The sequence below is a fragment of the Paenibacillus sp. FSL R5-0378 genome, from assembly GCF_038009285.1.
GTDB lineage: Bacteria > Bacillota > Bacilli > Paenibacillales > Paenibacillaceae > Paenibacillus_AQ > Paenibacillus_AQ favisporus.
On the sequence record NZ_JBBPAY010000001.1, the window covers coordinates 762,420 to 781,048 of the forward strand.

Genomic DNA, 18,629 nt, shown 5'->3' on the forward strand with positions numbered 1-18,629 from the left:
AAAAAGGCCGCCTCCGGCAAATACCGGAGACGGCCTTTCATATGTTCGGCGTATTCAAATGGGGAAGAAGGAATTACATCTTCTCCGGAGCGGATACGCCCACGATTCTCAGCACGTTGGCGATAACGGTCCGCACGGCGCCGAGCAGGGCGAAGCGTGCCTGCGTTTGAGCGGCATCCTCGGTGATAACGCGCTGCGCCTTATAGTAGCTGTGGAACAGGGAAGCCAAGTCATACACGTAACGGATCATCCGGTGCGGCGCGTAGCCCGCTGCAGCAGTGGCGATTTCCTCCGGCAGCTCGCCGATTTTACGGAGAAGGTCATACTCATGCTCCGTGTTCAGCACCGTGAGGTCCACTTCGGACAGCGGGAGCAGCGCAACGCCCTGCTCTTCCGCCTGACGGTAAATGCTGCAAATCCGCGCGTGCGCGTACTGCACATAGAACACCGGATTTTCGTTGGACGTCGAAATGGCCAAATCCATGTCGAAATCGAGATGGGAGTCCATGCTGCGCATCGTGAAGAAGTAGCGGATGGCATCGATGCCGACCTCTTCCATCAGGTCCTCCATCGTTACGGCTTTCCCCGTACGCTTGGACATCTTGACCTTCTCCCCGTTCTGGAACAGGCTGACCATCTGCGCGATGAGCACGGTCAATTTGTCGGGATCGTTGCCGATGGCCTGCATGGCTGCTTTCATCCGCGGGATATAGCCGTGGTGGTCAGCTCCCCAAATATTGATCATGCGGTCGTAGCCGCGGTTGTATTTGTCCCGGTGATACGCGATATCCGGTGTCAGGTACGTATAGGTGCCGTCATTTTTCACCAATACACGGTCTTTGTCGTCGCCGTATTCAGTCGTCCGCAGCCAAGTGGCGCCGTCCTGCTCGTACACCTGGCCTTTGGCTTTCAGTTCGTCCAGGGATGCTTCAACGAGCCCCTTCTCGTACAGGGAAGTCTCGCTGAACCATTCGTCAAAATGTACCCGGAAGCGTGCCAAATCGCGTTTGATTTTGCCTAGCTCCTTCTCCAGGCCGTATGAACGGAAGAACGCCGTCCGCTCGCCCGGATCCATGGACAGCAGGGAATCGCCCTTCTCGGCGACGAGTTCCTTGGCAAATCCCTTGATATCCTCGCCATGGTATCCGTCCTCAGGCATCTCCGCATCCTGTCCAAGCGCCTGCAGGTACCGGGCTTCGATCGATTTGCACAGGTTTTCGACCTGGTTGCCCGCATCGTTGATATAGTATTCGCGGGTTACTTCATATCCGGCAAAGTCCAAAATGTTGCACAGGGCGTCGCCCACGGCCGCTCCCCGGGCATGTCCCAAGTGCAGGCTGCCGGTCGGATTGGCACTGACGAACTCGACCTGCACGCGCTGTCCCTGACCGAGCTGTACGCGTCCATAGTCCTCCCCCTGTGCGTAGACCTGCTCGATCACGGGGTACAGATAGCTTTTGTTCAGCGTAAAGTTAATGAAGCCCGGGCCGGCGATTTCGGCCTTCTCGATGGACGCCTTCTTTACGTCGATATGCTCCAGGATCGCTTCGGCGATCTGGCGCGGGTTTTTCTTCGCGATCCGGGTCAATTGCATGGCGGCGTTGGTGGCCAGGTCCCCGTGAGATTTATCTTTCGGCACCTCAAGCGTAATGCTGGGGAGCTCTTCACGGCTGGCCAGCCCGGCGGCGACCACCGCGTCCTTGACCGCCTCTAAAACCAGCTGGTGAATCTGTTCGAGTGGATTGAGTGTCATGATTGATTATCCTCCTGTATAAAAAAGCTGATGGTGAAATGCCCTGTGCATTCCTCGTATACATATAGATCGTACGCCCAGCTGATTTCCCCTGTCATTCCGTCCAGGTCCATCTTGAGGGAGCGTGTATCCGTCGATAGGTTAAAGGACGTATAAGGCGAACGGTAAAAGCCGGGAAGCCGCTGCCCCTCCTGAAAAGACTGCTCTGACTCCACGGCGCCGTGCCGGATCATTTTCAGGCTGTTTGCGCCGATTTTCACTGTCGTTTTGGTCTTCCGCCCCTGCAAATCCGCTTCCGGCTCCTCGTACATCACATACAGAGCTTGTCCGCGGGCAAATACCTGCGCCGTCATCTCCTGGTTGACCTCCTGGCCGTCATGACGGCTGCGCAGACGGACGGTAGCTTTTCTGGCATCTGGCATTACGCAATACTCCAATCTATTCTTTCCTATTGTACTACTATATCCAGTTCGCTGTATCAATTCAATACAAACCGTGCCTGCCGCAGACTGCCGCTACTGTACAGCTTTCACAGTGCCGGGGATTCGTATTCCAAAAAAGACGGAACCGCCAGTGTTAACCGGCAGCCCCGCCTTATGACTGTTACTGCAGCTTCATTCGTACCTTGTTACTTCCGTCTAAGGATTCAACGCTTCCTTAAATGCAAACTTCCGGTTCCAGCTGGCACCGCCGTCATGGGTGGCATAAATCGACGATTTGGTAGCGCTGGTCACCACAAGCCAGCCCGTCTTGCCGTCCGTAAAGGAGATCCGTGAATCGTAACCATGAATGGACGGCTTTACGTTCTTCCACGTCTTTCCTCCATTATAAGTCACCCCGACAGACACCATGCCGCCCGCCGGAGAGCCACCGGACAGAAAGGCCGTCTCCTTGCTGATCAGCTGCATGTTGCCGGGGTGTCCGCCTGGTTGGGCCGGCCCCTGATTAACGACAGCGGCCCCACTGCCGGGAGCCGGACCTCCGCCTGCCGTGGATTGGGCGATGACACGCTTCCAATGTACGCCTTGATCCGTGCTGCCATACAGCGAATAGGATACCTGGGACATGCCTGAACCGCCATAGAACAGCGCCCAGACCTGATTGTTCTTGCTGTAAATTTGTCCGCCCGCAGGGTACGGGGAGTCAAACTTCACGTTCAGCTTTGTGCTCCAGCTGTGTCCGCCGTCGGCCGTGCCCAGTACTTTATAGCCAGAGCCGGGAACTATAACTAGGACATACCCGTTGTTCTTATCCCGAAACGTAGCATATCTCGTATTGGCCGGCGTAGGGATTTTCACCCAGCTGTTCCCGCCGTTCTCGGTCCGGTAGGCGCCATTTTGCGTGTAGCCGTACACCGTATTCTTGCCGAGCGCTTCCAGCCGGTTAAACGGCAGATTGGCCGTATACACCGGTTTCCAATGCGATCCGCCGTCCACCGTCTTGAGCAGATGCGTGGTCTGGTGGGAAGGCAGGGTGGCGATGGCCCATCCGTTCACATTGTCCGTAAATTTAATCTGGGCAAAATTCCACTTCCCCGTGTAAATTTCCTGCCAGTGGCACCCCGCATCCGATGTGCCGATCATAAACCCGGTTCCTGCCGCCCGGCCCGTCGACCCGTTCAGAAACTGAATATCGGTAAAATGAAGCGGGTCCGCGCCTTCCTCCATATGCTGTTTCTGCTCCTGCTGAAGCAGGCCGTGATCGCCGCTTCCGCAGGGAGCAGGCGCCGAGGCGGCGGCCGAAGTCTGCGTTGGGGATAGTCCCCAGCCCGCCGGCATCATCAGCATAAGCGCAGCGGCGGCCAAGGAAGAGCTTCTAAGCAGCTTTTTTATGATCATAACGACACCTCCATATCGATTACATTACCCTCTTTGGGAATTCCCCACTCGCAAAGAAACGTCCTCTTCCTCATGCATGCGAGTGTTTGGATTGGTGAGCGACTTTGGCTTTGCGCACAGCGCAAAACAAGAGAGCGAAGCAAGCCAAACAGGAGCAAACACCATTCAATAGTGAAAGAATTTGTGCATCCTTCGACTACAGGCAAGGTTCAGCCCACGATACAATGAGAGCTACTAAAAGGCGTGAGGTGATTGATTTTGAATGCACAAACGATACCGGCGGCGGACAAGGCCCAGCCGGGCAAAAACATGAAAACGGTTGCCAAAACGTTGAAAGGACGCTGGAACGCCCCGCTGGCCGGCTACCTGTTCATCGCCCCCTGGCTGCTGGGCTTTCTCATTTTACAGCTGTGGCCCATTATTCAATCCTTCTATTTATCTTTCACCGAGTTTTCCCTGCTGGAACCAGCCCGCTGGATCGGGCTCAAAAATTATCAGGATATTTCGCAGGACCGGCTCTTTTTCAATTCGCTGAAGGTGACCTTCCTGTACGTAATCACTTCGGTTCCCCTGAAACTGCTGGCGGCGCTGCTGGTCGCTATGCTGCTCAACCGGAATATCCGGGGTATTTCCTTCTACCGTACGATCATTTATCTGCCGTCCCTGATCGGGGGAAGCCTGGCGGTGGCCGTGCTGTGGCGCAACATTTTCGGCCTCAACGGATTTATCAACCATCTTGTGATTCTGGTCGGCATCGCCCCGAAGAACTGGATCGGAACGCCCTCCACTGCCCTCGGAACCCTGGTGCTGCTGACGGCGTGGCAGTTCGGCTCGTCGATGATTATTTTTCTGGCAGGTCTTAAGCAAATTCCCGGGGAGCTGTACGAAGCAGCCTCCGTGGACGGGGCCACACCTTTTCGCAAATTCATCCGGATTACGCTGCCCATGCTGTCGCCCGTCATTCTGTTCAACCTGATCATGGGGATCATCAACGCGTTCCAGATGTTCACTTCGGCGTTTGTCGTTACCAACGGAGGTCCGGTCAATTCGACCGAAATGTTTGCCCTGTACCTGTACAACAAAGCCTTCGGTTCGCTGCAGATGGGCTACGCCTCGGCACTGGCCTGGATCCTGCTGGTCATTATCGGCATCGCCACAGCGATTAATTTTATCGCGTCTAAATACTGGGTGTTCTACGAAACGGAAACGGAGGGTCGCAAATGACAGGCGTTCTGAAAAAACAAAATTGGCTGGTTCATATTCTGATGATCGTGTTCTGCTTTGTGATGTTCTACCCCGTACTCTGGTGGATCGGCGCCTCCTTCAAATCGACGGCCGAGATCAGCCTGCCCTCCCTGTTCCCCAAAGTATGGCTGTGGCAGAATTATACGGAAGGCTGGAACGCGCTGCCCAAGTATACGTTTACACGCTTCTTCATGAACAGCCTCAAGCTGAACGTGGCGACCACGGTGCTGCATGTCATCTCCGCCAGCTTGGTGGCCTTCGGATTCGCCAGGCTGACCTTTCCGCTGAAAGGGCTGTGGTTTTCCATCCTGATGATGACCCTGATGCTGCCGGGCCAGGTCACGCTCATCCCGCAGTATACGATGTTCCATTCTTTCGATTGGATCAACACGTATCTGCCTCTGATCGTCCCGTCAGCCATGGGGGGAGCCTTCTTTATTTTTCTGATCGTCCAATTCATCCGGGGCATTCCGCGGGAACTTGACGAGTCGGCGAAAATCGACGGCTGCACCTGGTTCGGCATTTACCTGCGCATCGTCATGCCGCTGACCCTGCCGGCGCTGATCACAGTCATGATATTCTCGTTTATTTGGGGCTGGGACGATTACTTCGGTCCGCTGATTTATCTGAACACCGTGGACAAATATACCGTCCCGCTGGCGCTCCGAATGTTCATCGATTCCCAGTCGGCCGTGCCGTGGGGTCAGCTGCTCGCCGTGTCCCTGCTCTCCGTGCTGCCGCCGGTCGTGATCTTCTTCCTGGCGCAGAAGCATTTTGTCGAGGGCATCGCTACGTCAGGGCTGAAAGGCTAGTCATCCTGGAGCGCAATAAACGAAAGTCACGGGGACTCGCTCATTCCATGCTTTTCTTCCGGACCGTATCGTGAACGTAAGTCTCTCTCCCGGCGCGCCGTGAACGGCCGCTTTGGGATAGCAGCGCGTTAACGCTATGGCCTCGCCGCACCCAAGAGGAGGGGAAAAGCCATGAATCCGTTTCGCATGTTCCGTATCGATTATGTGTTTTTCTTCAGCTTTGCCGCTTTTATCGCGCTTCTGATCACGATCATGATGATCGTCAGCTACCGGTTCTCCGCCAATGAGCAGGCGGACAGCGCCTCTATGTATCAACAGGCGGTGCTGCAGCAGCTCAACAAACAGCTCACCGACCAGATGAGCGCCGTGGAGCAGACCTCGCTCGCCGTAGCCATCAACTCCCCGCTGGTCAATTATTTGACGATGAAAGGAGACTATTATGCCCGCAAAACGGCCAGGGACGAGCTGAACCGGGATTATCTGGCGCCGATGCTGAACAGCTCCCGCTCGATGTTCTCCTTTCAGATCTATATGAGCAATCCGCTGCAAGTCGACCCGAACGCCAACATTCAGTACCTCCCGCTAGCTTACGCCAGCCGGGAAAGCTGGTACCCGGCCGTCGACAAGGCCGACTTCGTCTGGATCGGACAGCGGGAGGTCGGCTCGCCGCAGGGGAAGCAGCAGGTCATCAGCTTTATCCGTAAAATCACGACGCCGGACGGGGTAAACCGCGGAATCCTCATTATCAACGTCCGCGTCAAGTTTCTGCAGGATATCCTGACCGAGGACAATTCCTCGGCCAGCCGGCTGCTGCTCGATTCCGGCGGCCGGATGATCATGCACACCCGGATCGCTCCGCCTCCCGGAGAAATCGATGCCATCCTGAAGGAGGTCAGCGGAGATGCCGGCCATGCGCATCAGCTGCTGGAAGCGGCAGGCTCGCTTCCGGAGAAGAACATGCTGACCGTCTGGTCCCGCACGGCCCCCGGCAGCTGGATGCTGGTGGAGCTTACGCCATGGAAGGACATCACAGGCGGAAGTGTCCGCCTGGCATGGACCATGGCTGTGATCGGAGCGGCCGCCATCCTGCTGTCGGTATTCTTCACGCTGTTCCTTTCGAGGAATTTCACGGTGCCGATCCGGAAGCTGGTCCAGCTGATGCAGGCATTCAATCCCGGCAAGAAGGGGCTGCCGCTGCCTACGGAATACCGCAACGAATTCGGCAGTCTCTTCAGCGGCTACCGCAAGCTGACCGAGCGGATCGAGACGCTGTACCAATCGCTGGAACAGCAGTACAAAGCGCAGCGCGAGGCTGAAATCAAGGCGCTGCAGGCGATGATCAACCCCCATTTTCTCTACAACACCTTGGATCAGCTGAACTGGATGGCGCTGGAGGCCGGGCAGGAGGAGATCAGCCGGGTGCTTGAACTAATGGGGCAAATGTTCCGTATCGGGCTGTCCGGCGGCGAATCCTTGATCCCGATGCAGGATGAGCTGCTTCACGTCGAATGCTATTTGAAAATTCAGCAGTTCAAAAGGGGCCAAGGTCTGGACTGGGAGATCGACTGTCCGGAGGATCTGCGGCAGCTGCTGATTCCGAAGCTGACCCTGCAGCCCTTCGTGGAAAACGCCATCGTGCACGGCTTCCATGGACGCAGCCATGGCCGAATCGTCCTGAATGCCGTGCAAGAGGACCGCGGCATCCGGATCCGGATCCGGGATGACGGCGTCGGCCTGCGGGACGATTGGAAGACCCGGAGGCGCCATCCGACTGGCGGATACGGCATCCGTAATGTAACCGAGCGTATTCAAGTATTTTTCGGTCCGCCCTTTGGCGTATCGCTCCGGAATCGTACCGGCGGATCAGGCACCGAGGCGGAAATTTATCTTCCGAAGCTGACGCAGCAGCGAGATTTGGAAGGAGGACGAAGTGATGTGGACACTCGCGATCGTGGATGACGACCGGCAGGTGCTTGGGGGGATGTCGCGGCTCATTCCCTGGGAGCAGCTCGGCATCCGACCCATCGGGGAGGCCATGGACGGTGAAGAGGGGCTCCGGCTGATCAGAGCTGCCAAGCCGGATATCGTCATTACGGACATCTATATGCCGGTCATGAACGGGCTGGAAATGATCGAGCAGCTTCGCAAGCAGCAGTTTGACGGCAAAATCATCATCTTAAGCGGCTACTCGGACTTTGATTATGCCCGCAAAGCGCTGCGGCTGCAGGTCGACGATTATTTGCCCAAGCCGGCCTCACCGGCTACGATCCGTGAGGTACTGCAGCGCGTAATCGCCGAATTGTCGGAGAAAAGAGCGGCAGAGAACCGGGAGCAGGAGCTTCAGGAACGGCTGATGCAGTACGAGCCCTACCTGGAGCGGGAATGGGTAAAATCGGTCCTCACGGGCGGGACCTTTTCCCCACCGACCGGGCCGTACCGGATGCTGGACCGGCTTGGCTGGAAAGGCGCCCAGTTCATGATGCTGGCCCTGGAAATCAAGCGGCAGGGGCGGACGGAAGGCATCTCGGCCCGGGACTGGCACCTGTTCCGCTTTGCCGTCGGTAATACGGTCGAGGAGCTGGCCAGGCAGGATGGACTGAGGAGCTACTTTTTAGAGCTGCATAGTCATCATATGACCCTGCTGTTGTACAAGCCCCTCTCCTGGCCCGCAGAAGCGTTTCGCTCCGAGGTGCTGGCACTGGCCGGGCGCATCATTGAGTCAGTGGACCGCTACCTTCAGGTCAAGCTGCGTATCGGGGCGGGCCTCCGGAAAGACGATTGGACGGCTATTGCGGATTCCACGGAAGAGGCCTTTCAGGCACTGGCCGAGCGGCGAGAGCCTGATGCAAACCATCCCTGCGTCTACGTCTACACCGAAGCCGGCTTCCGGCATCCGGCAGCGCGAAACGTGCGGCCGGTCCGATTTTTTCAGGAAATGGCGGATGCGGTTCGGACCTTCGATGAGCCGCGGGCCCTGCTGGCGCTGGAGGATTTCGCAAGCAGCGACAGCGGCGTGGCACAGCTATCTCCCGGCGAGCTGGCAGCCCTCGGGACACAGCTGTTTGCCATCCTCTCTTTCACGCTGTACGATTCCGGCCACAAGCTTGACGACGAGCTGCCTCCTGCGGATCTGTCCAAGGAGCTGGGATTGATAGAAAACGAGCAGCAGTGGAAGGCCTGGGTGGCCGAGAAGGTTAAGCGGATCTGCCGCCGGTTTACTCCCAATGAGAACCTGAAGCATAAGGAAACGGTGGAGTTTATCATTCAGTACATTCACGAGCATTACGCCGAAAACATCCACCTCCAGGATGTCGCCGATCAGGTCTATATTTCCAAAAATTATTTGAGCACCCTGTTCCGCCAGTTCACCGGCGAGACGTTCGGCGATTATTTGACCCGGGTCCGGATGGAAAAAGCCAAGAGCATGGTCCTGGAGAAAAAGCTGCTCATCGCCGAAATTGCCGAGCGGGTCGGATACCGCAACGTTCCGTACTTTACCACGCTGTTCAAAAAGCATACCGGGCGCAGCCCGACCGAGTTCTACCGGGCCTAACGCAGCTCCAGTCGATCCTGGATCCGCCCCGCATACAGGACAAACGCAGCCGACAGTTCACCGATATTCGTAAAATACTGAAACGATTTGTAGGATCGTCCGCTACGCGGATGTTCCTCGGCTTGGTACCTTAGAGCAAGAAAGAGTTCCGTTACTTAAGGGAGGTTCAACCAATGAGAAAATCATGGCAACGTCTTGCCGCAGGCACTGCGGCCGTCCTTATGCTGTCCCTCGTTCTATCCGCCTGCAGCGGGGTCAAGAAGGAAGAAACCGGAGCTGCGGGCACCGGAAACGGCAAGTCCATCACGCTGCGGATCATGTGGTGGGGCTCGCAGGCCCGTCACGACGCAACCTTGAAAGCGCTTGATTTATACTCCAAAAACAACCCGGGTATCACATTCGAGCCGGAATACCAGTCGTTCGACGGATACCAAGACAAGCTCTCGACCCAGTCCGCAGGGAAAAACACCCCGGATATTTTCCAAATGGATGCCGCCTGGTTCAACGACTGGGCCTCCAGCGGCCGGTTGGAGGATCTCTCGTCCATTCCGACGGATAACATCGACAAGGCTCTGCTCGAAACCGGCACCTATCAAGGCAAGCTGTACGCGATGCCGCTCGGCAACAACGCCTGGGGCATGGTATATAACAAGACGATCATGGACAGCTTAGGGGTTCAGCCTCCCAAGACATGGGATGAGTTTTTCGCCATGGCGCGCGACTTGAAGCCGAAATTGGCCAAAGACCAATACCTGACCCGGGATTTGACGGCAGACGGCGCATCCTACATGTCCTATCAATTGAGCATGGGTAAAGGCTTCTCGATGAGCAAAGACGGAAAGTTCCACTACGACGAAACCACCTGGAAAGATTGGATGAACAAATGGGCACAGCTGCGCAAGGACCATCTTGTGCCTCCGCCGGATGTGACGGTGTCGGATAAATCGCAGGACGCGCAGATGGATCTGCTCATTCAAGAGAAAATTCTGCTCCGGGGCGCGCATGCCGCGGAATTCGGCGGAACGGACGCCCTGAAGCCGGGCGTTATGGCGCTGACGACCCAGCCGCGGGGGACACAGGCGGGCGGATGGCTCAAAGCCTCCATGTATTGGAGCGTCAGCCCCAACAGCCAGTATAAAGACGAAGCGAAGAAGTTCATCGACTGGTTCGTCAACAGCCAGGAAGCCGGCGATATCCTCGGCACTTCCCGCGGAATCCCAGTCAACAAGACCGTCGCTGATGCGCTCAAGCCTAAGTTCACCGATGTCGACAAAAATGCACTGGGCCTGATCAACGAAGTGTCCAAGGACGGGGCCGCGTTCGACCCGGGTCCCGGCAATAAAGGCGGCTGGGCTAATTTCACGAAGGAGTATGATAACATCACGCAGTCGATCATGTTCGGGAAAATCAGCATCGACGACGGCTGGAACCAAATCGTCAAGCTGAGCAAAAGCTTGGACTAGCTTTGCAGCTCTCACAGCTTTATCTCGGATCACCATCCTCGTACGATGGCACAACAAAGAAGCACCCGGTTAGCATCGGGTGCTTCTTTACGTCTCTTTATTTTACAAATCCGAGCAGCATTTCGCGAATCAGCTTCGCCGCCACGATCTGGGTCTGCTCCGAATGGTCGTAGATCGGCGCTACTTCCACCAAGTCGCAGCCCACTACGTTGACTTCGGAATTGGCGATCAGGTGCACCGCCTCCAGCAATTCCTTGGAAGTGATGCCGCCCGCTTCCGCGGTTCCCGTTCCCGGCGCCGCCGATGGGTCGAGCACGTCGATGTCGATCGTGACGTATACCGGACGATTGCCCATTTGCGGCAGGGCTTCCCGAAGCGGAGCCGCCACGTCGAACGGATAGAAGTTGATGTTCTCGCGGGCATACTGGAACTCCTCGCGCGAACCGGAGCGGATGCCGAATTGGTAGATGTTCTTGCCGCCCATCAGCCCGGCTGCTTTACGGACCGGCGTCGAGTGCGACAGCGGCTCGCCCTCGTACTGCTCGCGAAGGTCGGCATGCGCGTCGATGTGGATCAGGATCAGATCCGGATACTTCGCGTACATTTGCTGGATCACCGGCCAGGTCACCAGGTGCTCGCCGCCGAGCCCGATCGGAAATTTATCGTCGCCGAGCAGTTTGCCCACGTACTCGCCGATCACTTCGAGACTGCGTCCTGCATTGCCGAACGGCAGCAGCAGATCGCCGGCGTCGAAGTATTTGAGATCCAGAATGCTTTTATCCAAGTAAGGGCTGTATTCCTCCAGACCCACGGAAGCCTGGCGGATGTGCGCCGGACCGAACCGGGATCCCGGACGGAAGCTGACCGTGTAGTCCATCGGCATGCCGTAAATGACCGCCTTGGAATTTTCGTAATCGTCCGAGCTGCAAATAAATACGTTGCCCGAATAAGCTTGATCTAGTTTCATGATGTTGCCTCCCCCTATTTCGTCAGATCTTCCACAAATTTAGGCAATACGAAAGCCGCCTTGTGCAGGCGTGGCGTGTAGTACTTCGTGTCCATCTCCGGAATTTGCGACTCGTCCACCTCAAGCGGATCGTATTTTTTGCTGCCCATCGTAAAGGTCCACAAGCCGCTCGGATATGTCGGGATGTTCGCCGCATAAACGCGCACGATCGGGAAAATTTCCTTCACGTCCTTGTTCACCTTTTGGATCAAGTCGGCCTTAAACCAAGGGTTGTCCGTTTGCGCCACGAAAATGCCGTCATCCTTCAGCGCTTCATAAATGCCTTGGTAGAAGCCGCGTTCAAACAGAGGAGCAGCCGGGCCCACAGGCTCCGTGGAGTCCACCATAATGACGTCGTATTCGTTCTTGTGCTCGTGGATGTGCATGAAGCCGTCGTTCACCAGGACTTCCACCTTCGGATCTTCCAGTTTGCCCGCGATGGACGGCAGGTACTTCTTCGAATACTCGATGACTTTGCCGTCGATGTCGACGAGCACGGCTTTTTCCACTTTCGAATGCTTGATGATTTCGCGGATCACGCCGCCGTCTCCGCCGCCTACGACGAGGACATGCTTCGGATTCGGATGCGTATTCAGCACCGGGTGCGCCACCATTTCATGGTATACGAATTCATCCTTCTCGGTCGTCATCACCATTCCGTCAAGCAGCAGCATATTTCCAAACTCTTCAGTCTCTACCATGGCCAGATCCTGAAAATCGGTTTTTTCATTTACATACGTTTGTTTGATTTTGGCAGTAATACCGAATGCGGGCGTCTGTTTCTCCGTAAACCACAATTCCATCGTCATTACCTTCTTTCTTCCCAGGATAAAGGAGGGATTGATCTTCCCTGCCGCATGTTCTCGAGTAGCACGTACATCTTCTTTATTGTACCAAACTGCCGATGTATAAACACATCCTTTGAATTATACGCGATAGAAGAAATTCGTGTAAAGAAACACTTTCCTAACGCTTCGTCCCCTGGCTGAGGCCGCGTCAGCACGGGATTTTTATCCCTCAGGTGGCCCTTATGCCCCTCGCCCTGCATGACCGGAAGGCCGAGCGCTTTTCCCGTGAATCCCGGGCCCGGCGTGAATATCTGCTGCCTGCATTTCCCATAATGAAAGTATCAGATTGTTCAGCTCCGCTGAAAAGCTATACATTCCATTCTCTTTAAGTAAGGAAAGGGGCTACAGTACATGGCGAACCTATTCACGCGGCGGCCCAAACGGAAAAACCGGTTCCTGTTGATGCTAAAGCTCTTCACCGGCATGATCGTCCTCCTTCTGATCGCGGGGGGTGTTCTGCTCGGCTGGCTGTATCAAAAAAACCTTCCGCTTGCCGACACGGACCGCAATTCGCGCCTTCTGGACAGTCAAGGCGACATAATCGCCACGTTTTCGGCCAGCGGGCGCAGCTACGAACCTATCAAGCTCAATCAAATTTCACCGCTGCTCGTGAAGGCGACCCTGTCGGTGGAGGACCGCAAGTTCTACGGCCATTTCGGGTTTGATCTGGAGGGCATGGGACGCGCGGCACTCGTCAACCTGGAGCATATGGCCCGGGTTCAGGGAGCAAGCACCCTGACGCAGCAGCTTGCCCGTAATCTATATTTATCCCATGAAAAAACATGGTCCCGCAAAATCAAGGAAGCCATGTACACCGCTCAGCTGGAGATGAAGTATACCAAGGATGAAATCCTTCAAATGTATTTGAATGAAATTTACTATGGTCACGGCGCTTACGGCATCGAAGCAGCCTCCCTGATGTATTTCGGCAAGCCGGCCAAAGATCTCGACCTGGCGGAAAGCGCGATGCTGGCCGGGATTCCCAAGGGGCCGACCTATTACTCGCCCTACACCCATCTGGATAATGCCAAGAAACGGCAGAAGATCGTCCTGGGAACCATGGTGGCCACCGGCGATATTACGCAGGAGGAGGCGGACCAGGCTGCAGCCGAGAAGCTGGCGATCAAACCGCAGGGACAGCAGAAATCCAACCTGACGGCGCCGTATTTTCGGGATTATGTAAAAAATTTGGTGACCAGCCAGCTCGGCATCAGCGAGGACATGCTCGATCATGGCGGTCTTAACATTTATACGACCCTGGACCCGCATGCCCAAGCCGCGGCTGAGGAGGCGGTGGCCAAAGGCATGGATTCAGCCAGCGATTTGGAGACCGCGCTCGTGTCGATCGACCCGCGGAGCGGCTATGTCAAAGCGATGGTCGGCGGCAAGAACTACAAGGAGAGCCAGTACAACCATGCGCTGGCCAAGACGCGCCAGCCCGGCTCCTCCTTCAAACCGATTATGTACTTAACGGCATTGTCTTCTAAGACGATGACGGGTCTCACGACGTTTAACAGCGAACCGACCCTGTTTCACTACGACAACAACCGGAAAACGTATCAGCCCAGCAATTATGGAGACAAATATTTGGGCGAAATTAACATGGAGCAGGCCATCGCAGCCTCGGACAACATCTACGCGGTCAATACGATGCTGAAGGTCGGGGCGGATAATGTGATCGCCACAGCGCGCAAGCTCGGCATCGTCAGCCCGCTCGAGTCCGTCCCCTCCTTGGCGCTCGGTACCTCGCCGATCAGCCCGTTCGAAATGGCGTCCGCCTTTGCGGTGATCAGCAACAACGGCAAGCGGATCCCGCCCGTCGCCGTACTGAAGATTACTGATGCCGCCGGCGAGGTAATCTACGAGGCTCCCAAGCCCGCCGGCGAGCAGGTCGTCGATCCGGCGGCGGCTTACGTGCTGACGCATCTGATGGAGAGCGTATTTGAATCCGGCGGGACCGGTAACCGCGTTTCCTCCATCATGAAGCGTCCCGTGGCCGGCAAAACCGGAACGACCGATACCGACGCCTGGCTGGTCGGATATACGCCGGAGCTTGCGACCGCCGTCTGGGTCGGTTTTGACAAGGGCAAGACGATTACGACGACGGACGCCCACCGGGCAGCGCCCATTTTTGCCCAGTACACCGAGAAGGCACTGGAGAACGTACCGCCCAAAATTTTCACGATTCCGAGCGGCGTCGTTAGCGTCTACATTGATGAAGAATCCGGCAAGCTAGCCACGGCCGATTGCCCCCACAAGAAGCTTGAGGTATTCATCGCAGGTACGGAACCGACCGAATACTGCTCGCTTCACGGCGGAGAGAAGGAGCAGCCGGACGTGAAAAACAAGGCCGAAGAACACTCCTGGTGGTCCGACTTTAAGCGGTGGCTGACCGACTAAACGCAGCGCGTTATAAAGGTGCGGTGCTAGAATAGGCTGAGCGCCGCCCAAAAACCATATATGAAAAAGGGAGCCGGTAAAGCCGCTCCCTTTTTTGCCTCCTTCCGAAGTGCATCGGTTTGGCGGGCCCCCTCTCCCAGGGAGCCCGATACACCGGACCAAGGATTCAAGCCATGCTTTGCGGGGTTACCTTTTGCCTTTCGCGCTGAATTCCGGTTATATATAGAATGAACTAACCCGAAGAGGTGATCCTGATGATGAACCCGGGTAACGAGGGCGGCCGGCTGATCTCCCCCTCGCTTCTCGCCATGACCGCACTGGAAGCCGCGCCCCGCCTGCTCGGCCAGACGCTGGTCCGGGAGACCGAAGACGGAGAAATCCGCTGCCGGATCGTGGAGACCGAGAGCTACGGCGGCGCCGAAGACAAAGGGAGCCATGCCTACGGCAACCGGCGCACCGCCCGGACCGAGACGATGTTTGCCGCCGGGGGCTTGGCCTACGTGTATCTGATCTACGGCATGTACCACTGCGTCAACGTTGTCGTCGGCGACGCGGACGACCCGCAGGCCGTGCTCATCCGGGCGGTGGAGCCGCTAAGCGGGCATGACGCCGAGCTGATGCGCCGGTACCGGGGCAGCGTCTCCGGCAAAGCCGCCAACTTGTGCAACGGCCCCGGCAAGCTGTGCCGCGCGCTGCGGATCGACCGCAGCCTGAATGGCTGCGTGCTCCGTCATGCGGACAGCCCGCTGCGGCTTGAGTCCGGCGACCGGGCTGATGAGCTGCCGATCATCCAGTCTCCACGGATCAATATTGATTACGCGGAGGAGTACGCCCTCAAGCCGTGGCGGTTTTATATCGACGGCCATCCGTACGTGTCGGTCAAAGCCCCTGAACCGCTGCCTTTTTCGCTGAGGGGTTAATTCCGTGCTGTACACGAGTCCCTGTCCCTTCATGCCATGCAAAAAAGGACCTGCCCTGCCCACGGATCGATACATCCGTCAGCAGGAGACAGGTCCTTTGTTCTTATAACGAGGAGAGCCCGCGATTTACGCTATACCTCCAGCGCCTTCTTCAGCTCATCCGGCGAAGCTTCCCACCACTGCTCATTATGCGACACCAGCAGGTTCTTCAGCAGCGTCTTTTCCTCAGATCCCAATTCGTCCAGCATAAATTTCCGCTTCAGCGCGGCATCCATCCGGTTCACGTGATCGGCAAGAATTTTCCAGCCCCGTCTCTCTTCTTCATCGATCCACATCTCACTGGCCGTGGCACCGCCGTAGAATTGTCCATCCTCGTCCCGGTCCACCGCGACCCATACGATCCACACCTGGCGTCCGTTCGGGACTTCCTCCCGGTTCGGCGTAAAGCGAATGCGGCGCTCCGGCTTGCTCTTGGCGTGCATCGCTCCGATATCGATGACGGCTTCGCCGCGGTCGATAATGACCGGAGAAATGTTGTTCAGATCGATAGAGCCTGCCCCAAAGCCCATCTTGTGCTTGCTCTTGCCGCTGACGATATTCAGTGCAATGGGCTTCTTGCCTACCTGTTCCTTGTTGTCCATTTCCGATGTTCCTCCTATTTGAAAACAGAAACGCTCGCTGCGCCTCCGCGATTTGTGGATACCCGTCCAACTTAATTTTATTTTAACTAATAATCGCTGGAAAGCCAACATATACATGCTGTAGATGCTTGTCAACGGGAGGTATTCGTATATGGCCCCAGCACGCGCCAAACTCGTCTTTTTATCCTTTCTCGTTCTTGTACTCCTGATTACGGGAACAATGTGGTTCGTCTTTAAGGATTCGCCCGAGTCCATGCCTTCCTACGCTCCGGATCAGGCCAAGCCTCCAGCGGCTTACAAGCCTCCGTCACCGATGGAGAGCGTCCAGCAGCCGACCGCGGAGGTGCTCAGCAAGCGGGTGGTGGAATATCACATCGATACGACCCTTAATCCGGACAGCCGGGTAATTAAAGGAACCCAGACCCTGACCTGGACCCATCCCGGCAAAAAAACGGTAAACGAGCTGTATTTTCACCTCTATCCAAACGCCTTCGCTTCCATGGATACGACATTTATGAAGGAATCCGGCGGTAAGCTGCGCAATGACACGATGCCTGCCGACGGCTTTGGGTCTATGACACTGACTGCGATGAAAACCGCAGACGGTCTGTCGCTGATGCACCGGATTCAATACGTGCAGCCGGATGACGGCAATACGAAGGACAAGACCTTGATGAAGGTGCGTCTTCCGCGGCCGGTGAAACCAGGCGAAAGCATCACGCTGACCATGCAATTCGAAGTCCAACTGCCCAAAATCTTCGCCAGAATGGGAACCGCCGGTAACTTTGTCATGGCCGGACAATGGTTCCCCAAAATCGCCGTCTACGAGCCCGTGGGAACGCGCGGCCGGACGAGCGAGGGCTGGGACCTGCACCAGTACCACGGCAATTCGGAATTCTACTCCGACTTCGGCATTTACAGCGTCCGCATTCACGTGCCGAAGAACTACACGGTGGCCGCAACCGGTTTCCCGGTACAGAACTCACAGATCAAGAACGGCGAGAAGATTTATCAGTTCTACGCCGACGACGTACATGACTTTGCCTGGGCCGCATCCCCCGACTTTATCGTCGCCGAGGAGCCGTTCTCTTCAGCGGAGGTGCCCGGGGTCCGGATCAAGCTGTATCTCGATCCCGCCCACAAGGATTTGAAGGAGCGCTATTTTTACGCCGCCAAGGCCGCGCTTAAATATTTCAGCAAATGGTACGGGAAGTATCCGTATTCCACCCTGTCTATCGTCGTCCCGCCCGAAGCAGGCAACGGGGCAGGCGGCATGGAGTATCCGACGCTGATTACCGCCTTCGGGGCCAAGGACGACTCCCCGGGTTACGATCTCGAGCGGACCGTCATCCACGAAATCGGCCATCAGTACTTCTACGGCATGATCGCCAGCAACGAGTTCGAGGAGGCCTGGCTGGACGAAGGCTTCACCTCCTACGCTGAGGATAAGCTGATGGAGCAGGAATACGGCGTCATCCCCAATCTGCCGATCCAGTCCTCGCTCATCGCTTCGCCTGCGCCGCTGACCCAGGACGCCTGGAAATATACGTCGCAGAATCAATATGCACTGAACGTGTATTACCGCGGCAAGATGGTCCTGAAAGAAATGGAGACGCTGACCGGCGCCCAGACCATGAAGAAAATCATGTCCACCTATGCGAAGAAATACCGTTTCCAACATCCTGCCACGGCCGATTTTCAAAAGGTGGTCGAGCAGGTAACCAGCAAGTCGTGGCAGACCTTCTTCGATCAATATGTATACGGCAGCCAGATGGCCGATTTTTCGGTCGACGAAATTACGGTGCGCAAGGATAAGGATTCGGCGCAGCCCCGGTACGATTCTTTGGTGAAGGTCAGCAAAAAGGGCGGCGATCTGCCGCAGGTGCCGATACTGTTCACGTTTACGGACGGGCATCAGATCAAAAAGGTTTGGGACGTAAAGAACGCCAGCACCCAGTTCAAGCTGACATACAGCTCCCCGCTGGCCTGGGCCATGATCGATCCCGGCTATACGATCGTGCTGGAAAACAAACATGTGAACAACTACCTGAAGGCGGACATGGATCATAAAGTGCTCCTCCGCTGGAACGTAAGCATTACCAAGCTGATTGAAACCCTGCTTGGAAGTCTGTCCTGGTGAGGTGAGAGCA

The 18,629-nt window shown here is 56.3% G+C and carries 14 protein-coding genes; 8 read left to right on the plus strand and 6 right to left on the minus strand.

Going from position 1 to position 18,629, the window contains the following annotated elements; genetic code table 11:
- Positions 1 to 73 precede the first annotated feature (73 nt).
- The 3 genes from argS to MKY74_RS03360 form a co-directional block, all read right to left on the minus strand.
- On the minus strand, positions 74 to 1,753 hold the full coding sequence (gene argS / locus MKY74_RS03350; RefSeq protein WP_076176955.1) for an arginine--tRNA ligase: 1,680 nt from the start codon (positions 1,751 to 1,753) through the stop codon (positions 74 to 76).
- Positions 1,750 to 2,175 carry a DUF1934 domain-containing protein gene (locus MKY74_RS03355; protein ID WP_076176954.1) on the minus strand — a complete coding sequence of 142 codons (426 nt, stop codon included), beginning with the start codon at positions 2,173 to 2,175 and terminating at the stop codon, positions 1,750 to 1,752. Before MKY74_RS03355 ends, argS begins: the two co-directional genes overlap by 4 nt.
- A gap of 216 nt (positions 2,176 to 2,391) precedes the next feature.
- A complete protein-coding gene (locus tag MKY74_RS03360; protein WP_076176953.1) occupies positions 2,392 to 3,591 on the minus strand; it encodes a WD40/YVTN/BNR-like repeat-containing protein in 1,200 nt (399 codons plus the stop codon).
- Between the two features lie 258 nt (positions 3,592 to 3,849).
- Between MKY74_RS03360 and MKY74_RS03365 the strand changes: the two genes are divergently transcribed.
- From MKY74_RS03365 to MKY74_RS03385, 5 genes are all read left to right on the plus strand, one after another.
- On the plus strand, positions 3,850 to 4,815 hold the full coding sequence (locus MKY74_RS03365) for a carbohydrate ABC transporter permease (protein ID WP_076176952.1): 966 nt from the start codon (positions 3,850 to 3,852) through the stop codon (positions 4,813 to 4,815).
- On the plus strand, positions 4,812 to 5,648 hold the full coding sequence (locus MKY74_RS03370) for a carbohydrate ABC transporter permease (RefSeq protein ID WP_076176951.1): 837 nt from the start codon (positions 4,812 to 4,814) through the stop codon (positions 5,646 to 5,648). Before MKY74_RS03365 ends, MKY74_RS03370 begins: the two co-directional genes overlap by 4 nt.
- Positions 5,649 to 5,819: 171 nt before the next feature.
- Complete coding sequence (locus MKY74_RS03375) at positions 5,820 to 7,607, plus strand: cache domain-containing sensor histidine kinase (protein ID WP_076176950.1); 1,788 nt, start codon at positions 5,820 to 5,822, stop codon at positions 7,605 to 7,607.
- Positions 7,582 to 9,201 (plus strand): response regulator transcription factor, encoded by a 1,620-nt coding sequence (locus MKY74_RS03380; protein ID WP_076176949.1) that lies wholly within the window; start codon positions 7,582 to 7,584, stop codon positions 9,199 to 9,201. Before MKY74_RS03375 ends, MKY74_RS03380 begins: the two co-directional genes overlap by 26 nt.
- Positions 9,202 to 9,374: 173 nt before the next feature.
- On the plus strand, positions 9,375 to 10,664 hold the full coding sequence (locus MKY74_RS03385; protein WP_076176948.1) for an ABC transporter substrate-binding protein: 1,290 nt from the start codon (positions 9,375 to 9,377) through the stop codon (positions 10,662 to 10,664).
- Between the two features lie 97 nt (positions 10,665 to 10,761).
- On the opposite strand, the gene speB is transcribed toward MKY74_RS03385, so the two are convergent.
- On the minus strand, positions 10,762 to 11,631 hold the full coding sequence (gene speB, locus MKY74_RS03390; RefSeq protein WP_076176947.1) for an agmatinase: 870 nt from the start codon (positions 11,629 to 11,631) through the stop codon (positions 10,762 to 10,764).
- Between the two features lie 14 nt (positions 11,632 to 11,645).
- Positions 11,646 to 12,473 (minus strand): polyamine aminopropyltransferase, encoded by an 828-nt coding sequence (gene speE / locus MKY74_RS03395; RefSeq protein WP_076176946.1) that lies wholly within the window; start codon positions 12,471 to 12,473, stop codon positions 11,646 to 11,648.
- 396 nt (positions 12,474 to 12,869) lie between these two features.
- Here speE and MKY74_RS03400 point away from each other — a divergent pair, with 396 nt between their 5' ends.
- Together MKY74_RS03400 and MKY74_RS03405 are read left to right on the plus strand one after the other, a co-directional pair.
- Positions 12,870 to 14,918 (plus strand): transglycosylase domain-containing protein, encoded by a 2,049-nt coding sequence (locus MKY74_RS03400; RefSeq protein WP_076176945.1) that lies wholly within the window; start codon positions 12,870 to 12,872, stop codon positions 14,916 to 14,918.
- A 254-nt stretch (positions 14,919 to 15,172) separates the two neighbouring features.
- Positions 15,173 to 15,838, plus strand: a complete 666-nt coding sequence (locus MKY74_RS03405; protein WP_084204313.1) for a DNA-3-methyladenine glycosylase — start codon at positions 15,173 to 15,175, stop codon at positions 15,836 to 15,838.
- A 131-nt stretch (positions 15,839 to 15,969) separates the two neighbouring features.
- Here MKY74_RS03405 and MKY74_RS03410 read toward each other — a convergent pair whose 3' ends face one another.
- On the minus strand, positions 15,970 to 16,479 hold the full coding sequence (locus MKY74_RS03410) for a YwhD family protein (protein ID WP_076176944.1): 510 nt from the start codon (positions 16,477 to 16,479) through the stop codon (positions 15,970 to 15,972).
- A 151-nt stretch (positions 16,480 to 16,630) separates the two neighbouring features.
- On the opposite strand from MKY74_RS03410, the gene MKY74_RS03415 reads away from it, so the two are divergent.
- A complete protein-coding gene (locus MKY74_RS03415; RefSeq protein WP_076176943.1) occupies positions 16,631 to 18,619 on the plus strand; it encodes a M1 family metallopeptidase in 1,989 nt (662 codons plus the stop codon).
- Positions 18,620 to 18,629: the final 10 nt, after the last annotated feature.